The sequence below is a fragment of the Pseudomonas sp. EL_65y_Pfl2_R96 genome (assembly GCF_963970905.1).
Classification (GTDB): Bacteria; Pseudomonadota; Gammaproteobacteria; order Pseudomonadales; family Pseudomonadaceae; genus Aquipseudomonas.
Genome location: NZ_CAXAQH010000013.1, coordinates 30,183 through 47,390 on the forward strand (window position 1 = coordinate 30,183; position 17,208 = coordinate 47,390).

The window sequence follows — 17,208 nt, forward strand, 5'->3', positions numbered from 1 at the left end:
GCAACCCCTTGATTGAGAGCCTCTTATGTTTCCCGAAAGCTTTACCTTTTCCATCGCCGACTGGGTCAACGGTTGGGTCGATTCGCTGGTCACCAACTACGGCGACGTGTTCCGCAGCATCTCCGACACCCTGTTGTGGGCCATCGTCAATCTAGAAGGGCTGCTGCGCGCGGCGCCCTGGTGGCTGATGTTGGCGATCGTGGCGGGCGTGGCCTGGCACGCGACCCGCAAAGTCGTGACCACGGCGGTTATCGTCGGCTTGCTGTTCCTGGTGGGCGCGGTCGGTCTCTGGGACAAGCTGATGCAGACCCTGGCGCTGATGATGGTGGCGACGGTCATCTCGGTGCTGATCGGCATTCCGCTGGGCATTCTCTCGGCGCGCAGCAATCGCCTGCGTTCGGTGCTGATGCCGCTGCTGGACATCATGCAGACCATGCCGAGCTTCGTGTACCTGATTCCGGTGCTGATGCTGTTCGGTCTGGGCAAGGTCCCGGCGATTTTTGCCACGGTGATCTACGCCGCGCCGCCGCTGATCCGCCTGACCGATCTGGGCATTCGTCAGGTCGACGGTGAAGTGATGGAAGCGATCAACGCCTTCGGTGCCAACCGCTGGCAGCAACTGTTCGGCGTGCAACTGCCGCTGGCCCTGCCGAGCATCATGGCCGGGATCAACCAGACCACCATGATGGCCCTGTCGATGGTGGTAATCGCCTCGATGATCGGTGCCCGTGGCTTGGGTGAAGACGTGTTGGTGGGGATTCAGACCCTCAACGTCGGACGTGGCCTTGAAGCCGGTCTGGCGATCGTGATTCTGGCAGTGGTGATCGACCGCATTACACAGGCGTACGGTCGTGCACGGCATGAGGTGAGCAAATGAGCAACGCAGCCATCAGCAAGATCGAAGTCAAAAACGTCTTCAAGATTTTCGGCAACCGCTCCAAGGAAGCGCTGGGCATGATTGGCCAGGGCAAAACCAAAGACCAGGTGCTGGCTGAAACCGGCTGCGTGGTCGGTGTGAACGACCTGTCGCTGAGCATCAGCACCGGCGAGATCTTCGTGATCATGGGTCTGTCCGGTTCTGGCAAGTCGACTTTGGTGCGCCACTTCAATCGCCTGATCGACCCCACCAGCGGCGCGATCCTGGTGGACGGCGTGGACATCCTGCAATACGACATGGAAGCCCTGCGCGAATTTCGTCGGCACAAGATCAGCATGGTGTTCCAGAGCTTCGGCCTGCTGCCCCACAAGACCGTGCTGGATAACGTTGCTTACGGCCTGAAAGTGCGTGGCGAGAGCAAGCAGATGTGCGCCGAGCGTGCGCTGCACTGGATCAACACCGTGGGCCTGAAGGGCTACGAAAACAAATACCCGCACCAGCTCTCGGGCGGCATGCGCCAGCGTGTGGGCCTGGCTCGCGCCCTGGCGGCGGATACCGACATCATCCTGATGGACGAAGCCTTCAGCGCCCTCGACCCGCTGATCCGCGCCGAAATGCAGGACCAGTTGCTGGAACTGCAAAAGACCCTGCACAAGACCATCGTGTTCATCACCCACGACCTCGACGAGGCCGTGCGCATCGGCAATCGCATCGCGATCCTCAAGGATGGCCGGCTGATTCAGGTCGGCACGCCACGAGAGATCCTGCATTCGCCGGCGGATGAGTATGTAGACCGGTTCGTACAGCGGCGGGCGGCGGTGGTTTAAAGGCCGATCGTTCCCACGCTCTGCGTGGGAATGCATCCCGTGACGCTCCGCGTCACACATGCGCAGGGCTAGAGCCTTGCGCTGACAACGGGACGCGGAGCGTCCCAGGCGGCATTCCCACGCAGAGCGTGGGAACGATCAAGTTCAAGAGGTTAATGATGTCCCAGGCTGAAAAAATCGTTATCGCCGACGCTCCATTGCGTTGGCAGGATGTGGACGCAGTCGCTCGTCACGGCGCACAGCTCGAGCTGTCGCCCCAGATCTGGGCGCGGATCGAGAATGCCCAGGCGATCGTCCAGCGCATCGTCACCAGCGGCGAGCGCGCCTACGGCGTCAACACCGGCCTGGGCGCCTTGTGCAACGTCTCGCTCAAAGGTGAACAACTCAGCCAATTGTCGCGCAACACCTTGCTCAGTCACGCCTGTGGCGTTGGCGCACCACTGGCCGACGAACAGACCCGCGCGATCATGTGTGCGGCAATCCGGAATTACAGCCATGGCAAATCCGGCATTCATCGTCGAGTGGTCGAAGCCCTGCTGGCGCTGCTCAATCGTGGCATCACCCCGCAAGTGCCTTCCCAGGGTTCGGTGGGCTACCTGACCCACATGGCCCATATCGGAATCACGCTGCTGGGTGTCGGTAATGTCAGCTATCGCGGGCAGATCGTTTCCGCCCAGCAAGCCTTGGCCGAAGAAGGTCTGCAGCCGGTGCAACTGGGCGCCAAAGATGGTTTGTGCCTGGTCAACGGTACGCCGTGCATGACCGGTCTCAGCTGTCTGGCAATTGCCGATGCGACGCGTCTGGTGCAGTGGGCCGATGTGATCGGTGCCATGAGCTTCGAAGCTCAGCGTGGTCAGATCGCCGCGTTCGATGCCGAGATCATCGCGCTCAAGCCTCACCCGGGCATGCAGCAAGTCGGCATCAATCTGCGGGCGTTGCTCGACGGCAGTGAAGTGATTGCCAGCAGCAAGGGCATTCGTACTCAAGATGCGCTGAGCATCCGCTCGATCCCGCAAGTTCACGGTGCGGCTCGCGATCAGCTTGAGCACGCGAAAAAGCAGATCGAAACCGAACTCAACGCTGTCACCGACAACCCGATGCTGCTGGGCACGCCGGACAACTACCGCGTCGTGTCCCAGGCCAACCCCCACGGCCAATCGGTTGCGTTGGCCGCTGACTTGCTCGCCATCGCCATGGCAGAAATCGGTTCCATCGCCGAGCGTCGCCTGGATCGCTTGATCAACCCGCACGTCAGCGGTCTGCCGGCGTTTCTGGTGGCCAATCCCGGGGTGAATTCCGGGATGATGATCGTCCAGTACGTTGCCGCTTCCCTGTGTGCGGAAAATCGTCAACTGGCGCAACCGGCGGTGCTCGACAACTACGTCACCTCGGGCTTGCAGGAAGATCACCTGAGCCTGGGCACCAACGCGGCGCTGAAGTTGCATCGCGCATTGGAAAACTGCACGCAGATTCTCGCGATTGAATATTTGCTGGCATCCCAGGCTTTTGAATTCCTCAAAGAGCAACGCTTTGGCGCGGGCACCGATGCCGCATGGCGTCTGCTGCGTGAGCGGGTTCCGGCCTACGACCAGGACCGCTGGCTGGCACCGGACATTGCTGCCGCTGCCAGTGTTTTGAAAGACCCGATTTTGTTGCACAAGGCTTTTCCAGAATTGAACTGATTTCCACAACACCAGCGTGCCAAGGCGCGGCTCCCCAAAAGGCAGACGCGACGGACAACGGACATCTCCGGAGCGTCTGGTGAGTTAAATAACAAACTCTCAAAAGGAGCACAAAATGACTGCACTTAACCTGATTCCCGGCCAACTGAGCCTTGCCCAACTGCGTGATGTTTATCAGCAACCGGTCAAAATCACCCTCGACAACAGCGCCTCGAGCCAGATCGAAGCCAGCGTTGCCTGCGTGGAACAGATCCTCGCCGAGAACCGCACGGCTTACGGCATCAACACCGGTTTCGGCCTGCTGGCTTCGACCCGTATCGCCAGCGAAGACCTGGAAAACCTGCAGCGCTCGCTGGTGCTGTCCCACGCCGCTGGCGTCGGTGAGCCGATCAGCGACGCCCTGGTGCGGCTGGTCATGGTGCTCAAGGTCAATAGCCTGAGCCGTGGTTTTTCCGGCATTCGTCGCCAGGTGATCGACGCACTGATCGCGCTGATCAACGCCGAGGTTTACCCGCACATTCCTTTGAAAGGTTCGGTCGGTGCATCCGGCGATTTGGCGCCGTTGGCGCACATGTCGCTGGTGTTGCTGGGCGAAGGCAAGGCGCGCTACAAAGGCGAATGGCTGCCCGCCACCGAAGCGCTGAAAGTCGCCGGTTTGACGCCGCTGACTCTGGCGGCGAAAGAAGGCCTGGCGCTGCTTAACGGCACACAGGTTTCCACCGCCTACGCCCTGCGTGGCCTGTTCGAAGGCGAAGATCTGTTTGCCGGCGCTCTGGCCCTTGGCGGCCTGACGGTCGAAGCGGTACTGGGCTCGCGCTCGCCATTCGACGCGCGCATTCATGCTGCTCGCGGCCAGAAAGGCCAGATCGACGCCGCTGCCGCTTACCGCGATCTGTTGGGCGAGCGCAGCGAAGTGTCCGACTCGCACCAGAACTGCGAAAAGGTCCAGGATCCGTACTCCCTGCGCTGCCAGCCGCAAGTCATGGGCGCCTGCCTGACCCAGTTCCGTCAGGCCGCCGAAGTACTCGCGATCGAAGCCAACGCTGTCTCCGACAACCCGCTGGTGTTCGCCGCTGAAGGCGACGTGATCTCCGGCGGTAACTTCCACGCCGAGCCGGTGGCCATGGCCGCCGACAACATGGCGTTGGCCATCGCCGAAATCGGCTCCCTGAGTGAACGCCGCATCTCGCTGATGATGGACAAACACATGTCGCAACTGCCGCCATTCCTGGTGGCCAATGGCGGCGTGAACTCCGGCTTCATGATCGCCCAGGTGACCGCGGCGGCATTGGCCAGCGAGAACAAGGCGCTGTCTCATCCGCACTCAGTGGACAGTTTGCCGACATCGGCAAACCAGGAAGACCACGTGTCCATGGCTCCGGCGGCAGGCAAGCGTCTGTGGGAAATGGCAGAAAACACTCGCGGCGTTCTCGCGGTGGAATGGTTGGCTGCGGTCCAAGGTCTGGATCTGCGCGATGGTCTGAAGACTTCGCCAAAACTGGAAAAGGCCCGCGCCATCCTGCGTGCCGAAGTGCCGTTCTATGAGAAGGACCGGTTCTTCGCTCCTGATATCAACGCAGCGAGCGAGTTGTTGGCGACCCGTTGCCTGAGCGAACTGGTCTCGGCGAAGTTGCTGCCGAGCCTGTAACGGCTTCTTCTCTGATGATCGTTCCCACGCTCTGCGTGGGAACGCAGCCCCGTGACGCTCCGCGTCACTGGACGCGGAGCGTCCCCAGAGGCATTCCCACGCGGAGCGTGGGAACGATCAGTCGCCAATAAAAATAATTAAGGACGAGAAATGCAACAGCCAGCAAAAGGTTTGAAACGCGGGCTCTCTGCCCGACATATTCGCTTCATGGCGCTGGGGTCGGCTATCGGCACCGGGCTTTTTTACGGTTCTGCCTCGGCCATTCAAATGGCCGGCCCGGCGGTCCTGCTCGCTTATCTGATTGGTGGCGCGGCGGTGTTCATGGTCATGCGCGCCCTCGGCGAGATGGCGGTGCATAACCCGGTGGCCGGCTCATTCGGCCAGTACGCCAGCACTTATCTGGGGCCGATGGCGGGCTTCATCCTCGGTTGGACCTATGCGTTCGAAATGGTCATCGTCGGCATGGCCGACGTGACCGCGTTCGGTATTTACATGGGTTTCTGGTTTCCGGAAGTCTCCCGCTGGATCTGGGTGCTGGGTATCGTTTCGGTGGTCGGCGGCTTGAACCTGTGCAACGTGAAAGTATTCGGTGAAATGGAGTTCTGGCTGTCGCTGCTCAAGGTGGCAGCCATCGTCGCGATGATCCTGGGCGGTTTCGGCATCATGCTGTTCGGCATCAGCAATGCGCCCGGCGCCCAGGCGACCGACATCAGCAATCTCTGGAGCCATGGCGGCTTCATGCCCAATGGCGTGGGCGGCCTGATCGCTTCGTTTGCCGTGGTGATGTTTGCGTTTGGCGGCATTGAAATCATCGGCGTAACGGCTGGTGAAGCCAAAGACCCACAGCGCGTGCTGCCGCGGGCGATCAATGCCGTACCGTTGCGTATCTTGCTGTTCTACGTGCTGACGATGCTGGTGCTGATGTCGATCTTCCCGTGGCAGCAGATCGGTAGCCAAGGCAGCCCGTTCGTGCAGATTTTCGACAATCTGGGTATCAGCTCGGCGGCTACCATCCTCAACATCGTGGTGATCTCGGCGGCGGTGTCGGCCATCAACAGTGACATCTTCGGCGCTGGCCGGATGATGTACGGGTTGGCTCAGCAAGGGCACGCACCCAAAGGCTTTGCCCGCTTGTCGCGCAATGGCGTGCCATGGATGACCGTGGTGGTCATGAGTGCCGCGCTGTTGCTGGGCGTGCTGCTGAACTACCTGATTCCGGAAAACGTCTTTCTGTTGATCGCCTCCATCGCCACCTTTGCGACGGTGTGGGTCTGGTTGATGATTTTGTTCACCCAAGTGGCCATGCGTCGTTCCATGAGCCGCGAACAGGTTGCCCAACTGAAATTCCCGGTGCCGTTCTGGCCCTACGCGCCGATGGCGGCGATTGCCTTCATGTTGTTCATCTTTGGCGTGCTGGGCTATTTCCCGGACACCCAGGCGGCTCTGATCGTCGGTGTGGTCTGGATTGTATTGCTGGTGCTGGCCTACCTGACGTGGGTGAAACCGGCGGCGGGCAAGGCAGTACCGGTGGAGCGGGAACCTTCTTTTTCTCATCGATAACCTAACGGAGGCCACGGATGAAAACTCTCTGGCAACACTGCCACGTCGCAACCATGGCGCAAGGCGTCTACTCGATCATCGAGGACGCGGCCATTGTGACGTCAGGTGCGCACATTGAGTGGCTTGGTCCGCGCGGCGAACTGCCGTCGGGCGAGTACCCGGCCGTCAATGACCTCAACGGGGCCTGGGTCACCCCGGGCCTGATCGACTGCCACACCCATACGGTGTTCGGCGGTAATCGCAGCGGCGAATTCGAGCAACGTCTGCAAGGCGTCAGCTACGCGGAAATCGCCGCGGCTGGCGGTGGCATCGCCAGCACCGTGCGCGCCACCCGTGCCGCCAGTGAAGACGAGCTGTTCGCCAGCGCCGCCAAGCGTCTTAAAAGCCTGATGCGTGATGGCGTCACCACGGTCGAGATGAAGTCCGGCTACGGCCTGGACCTGGCCAGTGAACGCAAGATCCTGCGGGTCATCCGTCGTCTCGGCGTCGAGCTCCCGCTCAGCGTGCGCAGCACCTGCCTGGCCGCTCATGCCTTGCCACCGGAATACGCGGATCGGGCCGACGACTACATCGATCATATCTGCAGCGAAATGCTCCCGGCCCTGGCCGCCGAAGGGCTGGTGGATGCGGTGGATGCTTTCTGCGAATACCTGGCGTTTTCGCCGGCGCAGGTCGAGCGGGTGTTCATTACCGCACAGAAACTCGGCTTGCCGGTGAAGCTGCATGCCGAGCAATTGTCGTCGCTGCACGGTTCGAGTCTGGCGGCGCGCTACCATGCACTGTCCGCCGATCATCTGGAATTCATGACCGAAGACGACGCCATCGCCATGGCCAAGTCCGGCACCGTCGCGGTATTACTGCCCGGCGCGTTCTACTTCCTGCGGGAAACCCAATTGCCGCCGATGGAAGCCTTGCGCAAACACGGCGTAAAAATTGCCATCGCCAGCGACCTCAACCCGGGCACTTCGCCGGCGTTGTCGTTGCGCTTGATGCTGAACATGGCCTGCACCTGTTTGCGCATGACCCCGGAAGAGGCCCTGGCTGGCGCGACTATTCATGCCGCTACCGCGCTGGGCATGGGCGAGACTCATGGTTCGCTGGAAGCCGGCAAAGTCGCAGACTTCGTCGCCTGGCAGATTGATCGACCGGCCGACCTGTCGTACTGGTTGGGCGGCGACCTGGAAAAACGCGTCGTGCGTCACGGCGTCGAAACAAGCGTTTAGGAGAGCAGTTGTGGATAAGGTTCTGAACTTCAAACAAGGCCGTGTGCCGCTGCTGATCAGCATGCCCCACGCCGGCCTGCGCCTGACCCCGGCGGTCGAAGCCGGGTTGATTCCCGACGCGAAAAGCCTGCCGGACACCGACTGGCACATCCCAAGGCTTTACGAATTCGCCGCCGAGCTGGGCGCCAGCACCCTGGCGGCCGAGTACTCGCGGTTTGTCATCGATCTGAACCGGCCGTCCGACGACAAGCCGTTGTATGTCGGCGCCACCACCGGTCTGTATCCGGCGACGCTGTTCGACGGTATTGCGTTGTTCCGTGAGGGCATGGAGCCGTCCGCGGCGGAACGAGCGACTTATCTGGAGCAAATCTGGACGCCGTACCACCGCACCTTGCAGGAGGAGCTGGCACGATTGAAGGCTGAGTTCGGCTATGCGCTGCTGTTCGATGCGCACTCGATCCGCTCGATCATCCCGCACCTGTTCGACGGCAAATTGCCGGACTTCAACCTCGGCACCTTCAATGGCGCCAGTTGCGATCCACAGTTGGCCACTCAACTGGAAGCGATCTGCGCGAAGCACCTCGATTACAGCCATGTGCTGAACGGTCGCTTCAAGGGCGGGCACATCACCCGGCATTACGGCAACCCGGCCGAAAACATTCATGCCGTGCAGCTGGAGTTGGGGCAGTGCACGTACATGGAAGAGTTCGAGCCGTTCCGTTACCGCCAGGATTTGGCTGAGCCGACGCAAGTGGTGCTCAAGGAGTTGTTGCAAGGGCTGTTGGCGTGGGGCGCAAAGCACTACGGCTGACTGATCGTTCCCACGCTCCGCGTGGGAATGCCTCTAGGGACGCTCCGCGTCCAGTGACGCGGAGCGTCACGGGCTGCATTCCCACGCAGAGCATGGGAACGATCGGTTGAGACAGTCGCCACCGTGCAAATCTCGGTCGCTACAGTTCGCTTTTACCCGCTCGACGCTGCGTAATGTTCTGGGCACGGTGCACGAAGACACCGAACCCCACAATAATCTGCCGCACGAGACTCTCCCGATGAAAAGACTGTGCACCTGCTGTCTCTCAATCCTCTGTGGCACTGCTCTTCTGAGCACCAGCGTTTTCGCCAACGACCCCGCTTCCTGCAAGACTGTGCGTATGGGCGTGGTCAACTGGACCGACGTCATCGCCACCAGCGGCATGGCTGACGTATTGCTCAACGGCCTCGGCTACGAAAGCAAGCAAACCAGTGCCGTGCAGCAAATCGTCTTCGCCGGCATCCGCGACAAACGTCTGGATATCTTCCTCGGTTACTGGAAACCGGCGATGGACAAGAACATCGCTCCGTTCGTGGCCGCCAATCAAGTGAAGGTCATGGACAAACCGAGCCTGGCCGACGCCCAGGCAACGCTCGCCGTACCTGACTACGTGGCTGCCGCCGGCCTGAAAACCTTCGCCGATCTCGCCAGATTCAAGGACCAGCTCGGCGGCAAGATCTACGGTATCGAGCCGGGCAGCGGCGCCAACACCACCATCAAGACCATGATCGAGACCAACCGCTTTGGCTTGAAGGATTTCAAACTGATCGAGTCCGGTGAGGCCGGGATGCTCGCCGCCGTGCAACGGGCGGTCAATCGCAAGGAGTTCGTGGTGTTCGTCGGCTGGACCCCGCATCCGATGAACATCAACATGAACATCGCCTACCTGACCGGCAGCGAAGACGTCTATGGCCCGAACGAAGGCGCGGCGACCGTTTCCACCGTGACCGCACCGGACTATGCCGAGCGTTGCCCGAACGTGAACCGCCTGCTGGAAAACCTGACCTTTACCGCCGCTCAGGAAAGCCAGTTGATGGTGCCGATCATGGAGCGCAAGACGCCGCAGGACGTTGCCAAACAGTGGCTGCGCGATCATCCCGAAGATCTTCAGCGCTGGTTGGCGGGTGTCAGCAGTGTTGATGGCAAGGAGGGTGTGGCAACCGTTCAGGCCAGTTTGAAAAACTGATCACCATTTCTTCGCAAAGTATGCTGTCTGTGGCGAGGGAGCTTGCTCCCGTTCGGCGGCGAAGCCGTCGTGAACCCGGCTGGTCGTGAGTGGTTTTGGGGCTGCTACGCAGCCCAGCGGGAGCAAGCTCCCTCGCCACAGGACTGAGTTCCAATCCCAAACCGTTGACTGACTGGCTCCAGGCTCATGGCTCCTTACTCGATTTCCGAACACATGGCGGCTTTCGTCGAGAAAACCCTCAGCTTCAACAGCACTGACAGCAGCCTCCCCGGTTTGCGTCAGGCCTACAGCGAGATGTGCCGGGCGTTTACCCCGCCATGTCCCGCAGGGCTTGAAGTGATCGATCTCAAGTTGGCGGGCGTGGCGGTGCGCGCCTGGCAACCCTCGGTTCCGCCGCCGACCAACGGTTGGCCATGCATTGTGTATCTGCATGGCGGCGGTTGGGTGGTGGGGGATCTGGATTCCCACGCCTTTATCTGCGCCGAACTGGCGTCGGTGCTTGGCTCGCTGGTGATCGCCATTGATTATCGACTGGCACCGGAGCACCCGTTTCCGGCGGCGTTCAAGGACTGCCTGAGTGTCTGGCGCGCGCTGCGCACCGGACCGTTTCAGCTAGACCCTGCGCGGACGCTGGTGGCAGGGGACAGCGCTGGCGGCAACCTCGCCGCTGCGTTGTGTCTCGCCTTGCGCGATGCCGGCGAACCGGCGCCTTGCGCGCAGGTTCTGATCTATCCGGGCCTGGGCGGTGATCACCGATTGCCGTCACGTACTGAATGCGCCGACGCGCCGTTACTCAGCAGCAGCGATCTGGATTGTTATCAGGCGCTGTACTTGCGCGGCACCCGACAACCGGGTGCCTATGCGATGCCCTTGCTTGCCGACGATTTCAGCGGTCTGCCCCCGGCGTTGATCGCCGTCGCGCAGTTCGACCCGCTGCGCGATGACGGCGTGCTTTACGCCGAGCGACTCAACGCCGCCGGCGTCGGTGCAACGCTTTACTACGGGGAGGGGCTGGTTCACGGCTGTCTGCGCGCGCGGGGGCAGGTCGCCGAGGTCGACCGACTCTATGAAACCCTGCTCGACTATTTGGCTGAGAAGACAGGCTGACAAACGCTGACGCTGCGAGGGGCATGCTCATAGACGTAATTCGGGTTTATGATGCCGGACGGCAGAATAATAGAAGTCCCCCCAGGGATGACCTCGACCCCTTACGGAGCGCGCAATGCAGACTTTGTACCCGCAGATCAAACCCCACGCCCGGCACGATCTGGCTGTCGATAAAACCCACACGCTGTATGTCGACGAAAGCGGTTCGCCGGAAGGTTTGCCGGTGGTGTTCATTCACGGCGGCCCTGGCGCCGGATGTGATGCCCAGAGCCGCCGGTATTTCGATCCGAACCTTTATCGCATCGTTACTTTCGACCAGCGCGGTTGCGGTCGCTCCACGCCCCACGCCAGCCTGGAAAACAACACCACCTGGGATCTGGTCGCCGACCTTGAGCGGATTCGCAAACACCTGGGTATCGACAAATGGGTGCTGTTCGGCGGTTCCTGGGGTTCGACCCTGGCCCTGGCTTATGCGCAAACCCATCCGGAGCGCGTGCACGGTCTGATTCTGCGCGGGATTTTTCTCTGCCGTCCCCAGGAAATCGAATGGTTCTACCAGTGTGGCGCCAGTCGTCTGTTCCCCGATTACTGGCAGGACTACATCGCGCCGATCCCGCTGGACGAACGCGACGACTTGCTCACGGCATTCCACAAACGCCTGGTCGGCAACGACCAGATCGCCCAGATGCATGCGGCCAAGGCCTGGTCCATCTGGGAAGGCCGTACCGCGACCCTGCGTCCAAATCCGCTGGTGGTCGACCGTTTCTCCGAACCTCAACGTGCGTTGTCCATCGCCCGTATTGAATGCCACTACTTCACCAATAACGCTTTCCTGGAGCCGAACCAGCTGATCCGCGACATGGGCAAGATCGCCCATTTGCCCGGTGTCATCGTCCATGGTCGTTATGACGTGATCTGTCCGCTGGACAACGCCTGGGAACTGCATCAGGCCTGGCCGAACAGCGAATTGCAGGTGATCCGCGACGCTGGCCATGCCGCGTCCGAGCCGGGCATCACCGATGCATTGGTACGCGCCGCTGATCAGATGGCACGTCGACTGCTCGACTTGTCGCCTGACGAAGCATGAAGGGCCTGCTGCAACGCGTGCGTGGCGCGCGAGTCGAGGTAGCGGGAGAGGTGGTTGGTGCGATAGATCAGGGGTTGCTGGTGCTGGTGGCGGTCGAACCCGACGACACGCAGGCCAGCGCCGACAAACTTCTGCATAAACTGCTTAACTATCGAGTATTCAGTGACGCCGAGGGCAAGATGAATCTGTCCTTGGCGGATGTGGGCGGCGGGTTATTGCTGGTCTCGCAATTCACCCTGGCCGCTGATACCAAAAACGGATTGCGTCCGAGTTTTTCGACGGCGGCCCCTCCGGCCTTGGGCGAGGCGCTTTTCGACTATTTATTGGGCAAAGCGAAACAGGTGCATGGCACTGTGGCATCAGGTAGATTCGGCGCGGATATGCAGGTGCACCTGGTCAATGATGGCCCGGTAACCTTCCTGTTACAGACGTGAAAGTGCTTGAAACATGTTTTTAAGGGCATTTCGGCTGAAAACAGGGGCTTTTCCCGATAAATACTTGGTTTCCCCTGATGCGTTGTAACGCGGCCTACTAGATAATCGCGCGCTACGGGGATCAGCGTTCGTTGGTCCATTTTGACTTAGGTAGAGACTTGTCCGGAACCTGTTGGGGAATCATTTTGCCCCATAGGAGTCGGAACAATGCTCGCCAACTTGGCAAGAGTGGTTCGCAGGGTCGGTTTTTTTCCACCGCACACCGTGCTGGCACTTTAACTGGCCGTTGGTTTTTTGATCTGTTTTCGGCGAGGGTTGCTCGTGATTGTTAGTCCCTGTAATGCACCAAAATTGTCTGCCAAACGGTTTCGAAGCGCTCTGGTAGCAGGCTCTGCACTGCTTTGCCTGTTCAGCGCCGGCCAACTTTGGGCATTCAATCTGGATGACGTATCGGTCAAGGCAAAAGAGCTGGCCGGGCAAAAATACGAAGCCCCGCGCAGTAACCTGCCGAATGAGTTTCGCGAGATGAAATTCGCGGACTATCAAAAAATCCGGTTCCTCACTGAAAAAGCCGAATGGGCGAACCAGAAAACCCCATTCAAGCTGTCCTTCTATCACCAGGGTATGCACTTCGATACGCCGGTGAAAATCAACGAAATCACGGCCAACACCGTCGAAGAGATCAAATACGACCCGAGTCGTTTCGATTTCGGCGACGTGAAGTTCGATCCTAAAGCCACCGAACAGTTGGGTTATGCCGGCTTCCGTGTGCTGTACCCGATCAACAAGGCCGACAAGCAAGACGAAATCATGACCATGCTCGGCGCGAGTTACTTCCGCGTCATCGGCAAGGGGCACACCTATGGCTTGTCCGCTCGCGGCATGGCCATTGATACCGCGTTGCCGTCCGGCGAAGAGTTCCCGCGCTTCACCGAGTTCTGGATTCAACAGCCCAAGCCGGGCGACAAGCATCTGGTGATCTTCGCCCTGCTGGATTCGCCACGTGCCACCGGTGCCTATCGCCTGACCCTGCGTCCGGGCAGCGACACGGTCGTCGACGTCAAGGCCAAGATGTATCTGCGTGACAAGGTCACCAAGCTCGGCGTTGCGCCGCTGACCAGCATGTTCCTGTTCGGCGCCAACCAGCCGTCGAAAGTGCTGAACTACCGTCGTGAACTGCATGACTCCAGCGGCCTGTCGATCCATGCCGGCAACGGCGAATGGATCTGGCGCCCACTGAACAATCCGAAACACTTGGCCGTGAGCAACTTCTCGATCGAGAACCCGCGCGGTTTCGGCTTGCTGCAACGTGGCCGTGACTTCAGCCACTACGAAGACCTCGATGACCGCTACGACAAGCGCCCAAGTGCCTGGATCGAACCGAAAGGCGATTGGGGCAAAGGCTCCGTCGATCTGGTAGAGATTCCTACCGCCGATGAAACCAACGACAATATTGTCGCTTTCTGGAGCCCGGAAAAACTGCCTGAGCCTGGCCAGTCCCTGGACGTTGCCTACCGCATGCACTGGACCATCGACGAAGCCTCCCTGCATTCGCCGGACAGCGCCTGGGTTCAACAGACCCTGCGTTCCACAGGTGACGTGAAGCAGTCGAACCTGATTCGTCAGCCGGACGGCAGCGTGGCCTACCTGGTGGATTTCGAAGGTCCGTCCTTGCAAGACTTGTCGGAAAATGCCGAAGTGCGCAGCCAGGTGAGCGTTGGCGACAACGCGGAGCTGGTCGAGAACAGCGTCCGTTACAACCCTGAAACCAAGGGCTGGCGCCTGACTTTGCGGATGAAGATCAAGGATCCGAGCAAGGCTACCGAAATGCGGGCTGCGCTGGTCAAGACCATCACGCCTGCCGAGACGATCAAGACCGCGGCGCCAGCGTCCAGTTCTTCCGTTGCCAAGGCCGACAAGATCGCCGCCCGCCAGCAAGAGAAGAAGGACAAGGAAGCCAAGCAGGCTGAAGCACAAGCCCAGCAAGTCAAGGACACCAAGGACAAGGACAACAAAGACGCCAAGCAGCCTGTCGCTGCCGAAGCGGCCCCAGCCACACCGGAATCGGCACCGACTGAACAAGTCCTGACCGAGACCTGGAGCTATCAGTTGCCTGCCGATGAGTAATTCACACGTACAGCCACAAACGCTTGCCGAGTACCTGGCGCATTTGCCCATGACCGACGAGCAGCGCGCGGAACTCGCGGGCTGCAAGTCCTTCAGTGAACTGCACGAACGTCTGTCGTCCTCGACGTTCGACGCGCCGACCGAGGCTGCTCAAGCCTCGGTCGGCCGGCGCCTGACCCTGAACACCGCCGAAGAGCTGGCGGATGCGGAAATGCTGGTGCTCGACGCCAGTGGTCGGGTTTGCCTCAAGGCAACCCCGCCGATCCGTCGGACCAAAGTCGTGCCCGAGCCGTGGCGCACCAACATTCTGGTGCGTGGCTGGCGTCGGCTGACCGGGCGCACCAACCCGCCGGCCCCGCCGAAGGATGAGAACGTGCTGCCGGCCGCTCGCTGGCGCACCGTCGGTTCGATCCGTCGCTACATTCTGTTGGTGCTGATGCTCGGTCAAACGATCGTCGCCGGCTGGTACATGAAGGGCATCATGCCGTACCAGGGCTGGTCGTTCGTCGATCTTGAAGAAGTCCTGCACCAACCGCTCCTGCAAACCGCGGCCCAGGTGCTGCCTTACGCCTTGCAAACCACCATCCTGATTATGTTCGGGATTCTGTTTTGCTGGGTGTCGGCCGGTTTCTGGACGGCGCTGATGGGCTTTCTCGAGCTGATCACTGGTCGTGACAAATACCGCATTTCCGGCGCCAGTGCCGGCAACGAGCCGATCGCCAAGGACGCGCGCACCGCATTGGTGATGCCGATCTGCAACGAAGACGTGCCGCGGGTGTTCGCCGGTTTGCGGGCGACCTTCGAATCGGTCGCGGCCTCGGGTAACCTGGATCGCTTCGACTTTTTCGTGCTCAGCGACAGTAACGACGCCGATATCTGCGTCGCCGAACAGCAGGCCTGGCTGGACGTCTGCCGTGAAGCCAAGGGCTTCGGCAAGATCTTCTATCGCCGCCGCCGTCGCCGTGTGAAACGTAAAAGCGGCAACCTCGACGACTTCTGCCGTCGTTGGGGCGGTGACTACAAATACATGGTCGTGCTCGACGCCGACAGCGTGATGAGCGGCGAATGCCTGAGCAGTCTGGTGCGCCTGATGGAAGCCACGCCGGACGCCGGGATCATCCAGACCGCGCCACGTGCGTCGGGCATGGACACTTTGTATGCGCGCATGCAGCAGTTCGCCACCCGTGTGTACGGTCCGTTGTTCACCGCCGGCCTGCACTTCTGGCAGTTGGGTGAATCCCACTACTGGGGCCACAACGCGATCATCCGCATGAAACCGTTTATCGAGCACTGCGCCCTGGCGCCGTTGCCCGGTAAAGGCGCGTTCGCCGGTGCGATTCTGTCCCACGACTTCGTCGAAGCGGCGCTGATGCGCCGTGCCGGTTGGGGCGTGTGGATTGCCTACGACTTGCCGGGCAGCTACGAAGAACTGCCGCCGAACTTGCTGGACGAACTCAAGCGTGACCGTCGCTGGTGCCACGGCAACCTGATGAACTTCCGGCTGTTCCTGGTAAAAGGCATGCACCCGGTGCACCGTGCGGTGTTCCTGACGGGCGTGATGTCTTATCTGTCAGCGCCGTTGTGGTTCTTCTTCCTCGTGCTGTCGACGGCCCTGCTGGCGGTCAACACACTGATGGAGCCGCAATACTTCCTGGAGCCGCGTCAGCTCTATCCGCTGTGGCCGCAATGGCACCCGGACAAGGCGATTGCGCTGTTCTCGACGACCATCGTGCTGCTGTTCCTGCCGAAGTTGCTGAGCATCATCCTGATCTGGGCCAAGGGCGCGAAAGAGTTCGGTGGCAGGTTCAAGGTGACGCTGTCGATGCTGCTGGAGATGTTGTTCTCCATGCTGCTGGCGCCGGTGCGGATGATTTTCCACACCCGTTTCGTGCTCGCCGCGTTCCTCGGCTGGGCCGCGACCTGGAACTCGCCGCAACGTGATGACGACTCCACACCGTGGAGCGAAGCGGTCAAGCGCCACGGTCCACAAACCTTGCTGGGCTTCTTCTGGGCGCTGTTGGTGATCTGGCTGAACCCGAGCTTCCTTTGGTGGCTGGTGCCGATCGTCGGTTCGCTGATGCTGTCGATCCCGGTGTCGGTGATCTCCAGTCGTGTGGGTCTGGGCCTCAAGTCCCGCGATGAAAGCCTGTTCCTGATCCCTGAGGAATACAATCCGCCACAGGCGTTGCTGGCAACTGATCAGTACACCCACGAAAACCGTTGGCATGCGCTGAACGACGGCTTCATCCGGGCAGTGGTCGATCCACAGCAGAACGCCTTGGCGTGCGCGCTGGCGACGTCCCGTCACCGTCAGGCCGAGCCGATCGAATGGCTGCGGGTCGAGCGGGTTCGCCATGCGATGAAGGCCGGGCCAACAGGGCTGACCAACAACGAGCGTGTGGCCCTGCTGAGTGATCCGGTGGCGCTGGGTCGCTTGCATGAGCAGGTCTGGAGCGAAGGCCACGCCGAGTGGCTGCAAGCCTGGCGCACATCGGTGGATGCCGATCCCCATGCGCCGCTGTTGCCGCTCAAGCCTGTGAGCACGCAGCCTCAGTTGGCATAATGAAAAACCCCGCGAAAGCGGGGTTTTTTTGTGTTGATCAAAATCCTCTGTAAAACCCTTGTGCAAACGGCCGAGT

13 protein-coding genes are annotated in these 17,208 nt (G+C 60.7%); all 13 read left to right on the top strand.

Translation table 11 applies throughout. The features are described from left to right. Nucleotides 1-25: 25 nt before the first annotated feature. On the top strand, nt 26-877 hold the full coding sequence (locus tag AACY49_RS15180) for an ABC transporter permease (RefSeq protein ID WP_008058061.1): 852 nt from the start codon (nt 26-28) through the stop codon (nt 875-877). After that, entirely contained in the window at nt 874-1,704 is an 831-nt protein-coding gene (locus AACY49_RS15185) for a quaternary amine ABC transporter ATP-binding protein (RefSeq protein ID WP_258697969.1), read from the top strand. Before AACY49_RS15180 ends, AACY49_RS15185 begins: the two co-directional genes overlap by 4 nt. A 158-nt stretch (nt 1,705-1,862) precedes the next feature. Further along, nucleotides 1,863-3,386, top strand: coding sequence for a histidine ammonia-lyase (hutH, locus tag AACY49_RS15190; protein WP_339524788.1), 1,524 nt, complete (start codon nt 1,863-1,865; stop codon nt 3,384-3,386). A 115-nt stretch (nt 3,387-3,501) separates the two neighbouring features. Then, a complete protein-coding gene (gene hutH / locus AACY49_RS15195) occupies nt 3,502-5,034 on the top strand; it encodes a histidine ammonia-lyase (RefSeq protein ID WP_258697967.1) in 1,533 nt (510 codons plus the stop codon). Nucleotides 5,035-5,184: 150 nt separating this feature from the next. Beyond that, nucleotides 5,185-6,594: an amino acid permease gene (locus AACY49_RS15200; protein WP_339524791.1), complete on the top strand. Its 1,410-nt coding sequence runs from the start codon at nt 5,185-5,187 to the stop codon at nt 6,592-6,594. Between the two features lie 17 nt (nt 6,595-6,611). Further along, nucleotides 6,612-7,817 carry an imidazolonepropionase gene (gene hutI / locus AACY49_RS15205; RefSeq protein WP_339524793.1) on the top strand — a complete coding sequence of 402 codons (1,206 nt, stop codon included), beginning with the start codon at nt 6,612-6,614 and terminating at the stop codon, nt 7,815-7,817. Between the two features lie 10 nt (nt 7,818-7,827). Further along, a complete protein-coding gene (gene hutG, locus AACY49_RS15210; protein ID WP_339524795.1) occupies nt 7,828-8,628 on the top strand; it encodes an N-formylglutamate deformylase in 801 nt (266 codons plus the stop codon). 238 nt (nt 8,629-8,866) lie between these two features. Next, entirely contained in the window at nt 8,867-9,814 is a 948-nt protein-coding gene (locus AACY49_RS15215) for a choline ABC transporter substrate-binding protein (protein WP_339524797.1), read from the top strand. Between the two features lie 186 nt (nt 9,815-10,000). Beyond that, nucleotides 10,001-10,921 (top strand): alpha/beta hydrolase, encoded by a 921-nt coding sequence (locus AACY49_RS15220; protein ID WP_339524799.1) that lies wholly within the window; start codon nt 10,001-10,003, stop codon nt 10,919-10,921. A gap of 115 nt (nt 10,922-11,036) precedes the next feature. Further along, complete coding sequence (gene pip / locus AACY49_RS15225) at nt 11,037-12,008, top strand: prolyl aminopeptidase (RefSeq protein WP_018929173.1); 972 nt, start codon at nt 11,037-11,039, stop codon at nt 12,006-12,008. Next, nucleotides 12,005-12,442 carry a D-aminoacyl-tRNA deacylase gene (gene dtd / locus AACY49_RS15230; RefSeq protein ID WP_253417173.1) on the top strand — a complete coding sequence of 146 codons (438 nt, stop codon included), beginning with the start codon at nt 12,005-12,007 and terminating at the stop codon, nt 12,440-12,442. Before pip ends, dtd begins: the two co-directional genes overlap by 4 nt. A 321-nt stretch (nt 12,443-12,763) precedes the next feature. After that, nucleotides 12,764-14,569, top strand: a complete 1,806-nt coding sequence (locus AACY49_RS15235; protein WP_258697961.1) for a glucan biosynthesis protein G — start codon at nt 12,764-12,766, stop codon at nt 14,567-14,569. Beyond that, nucleotides 14,562-17,132, top strand: coding sequence for a glucans biosynthesis glucosyltransferase MdoH (mdoH, locus tag AACY49_RS15240; RefSeq protein ID WP_258697960.1), 2,571 nt, complete (start codon nt 14,562-14,564; stop codon nt 17,130-17,132). The genes AACY49_RS15235 and mdoH overlap by 8 nt, the downstream gene beginning before the upstream one ends. Nucleotides 17,133-17,208: the final 76 nt, after the last annotated feature.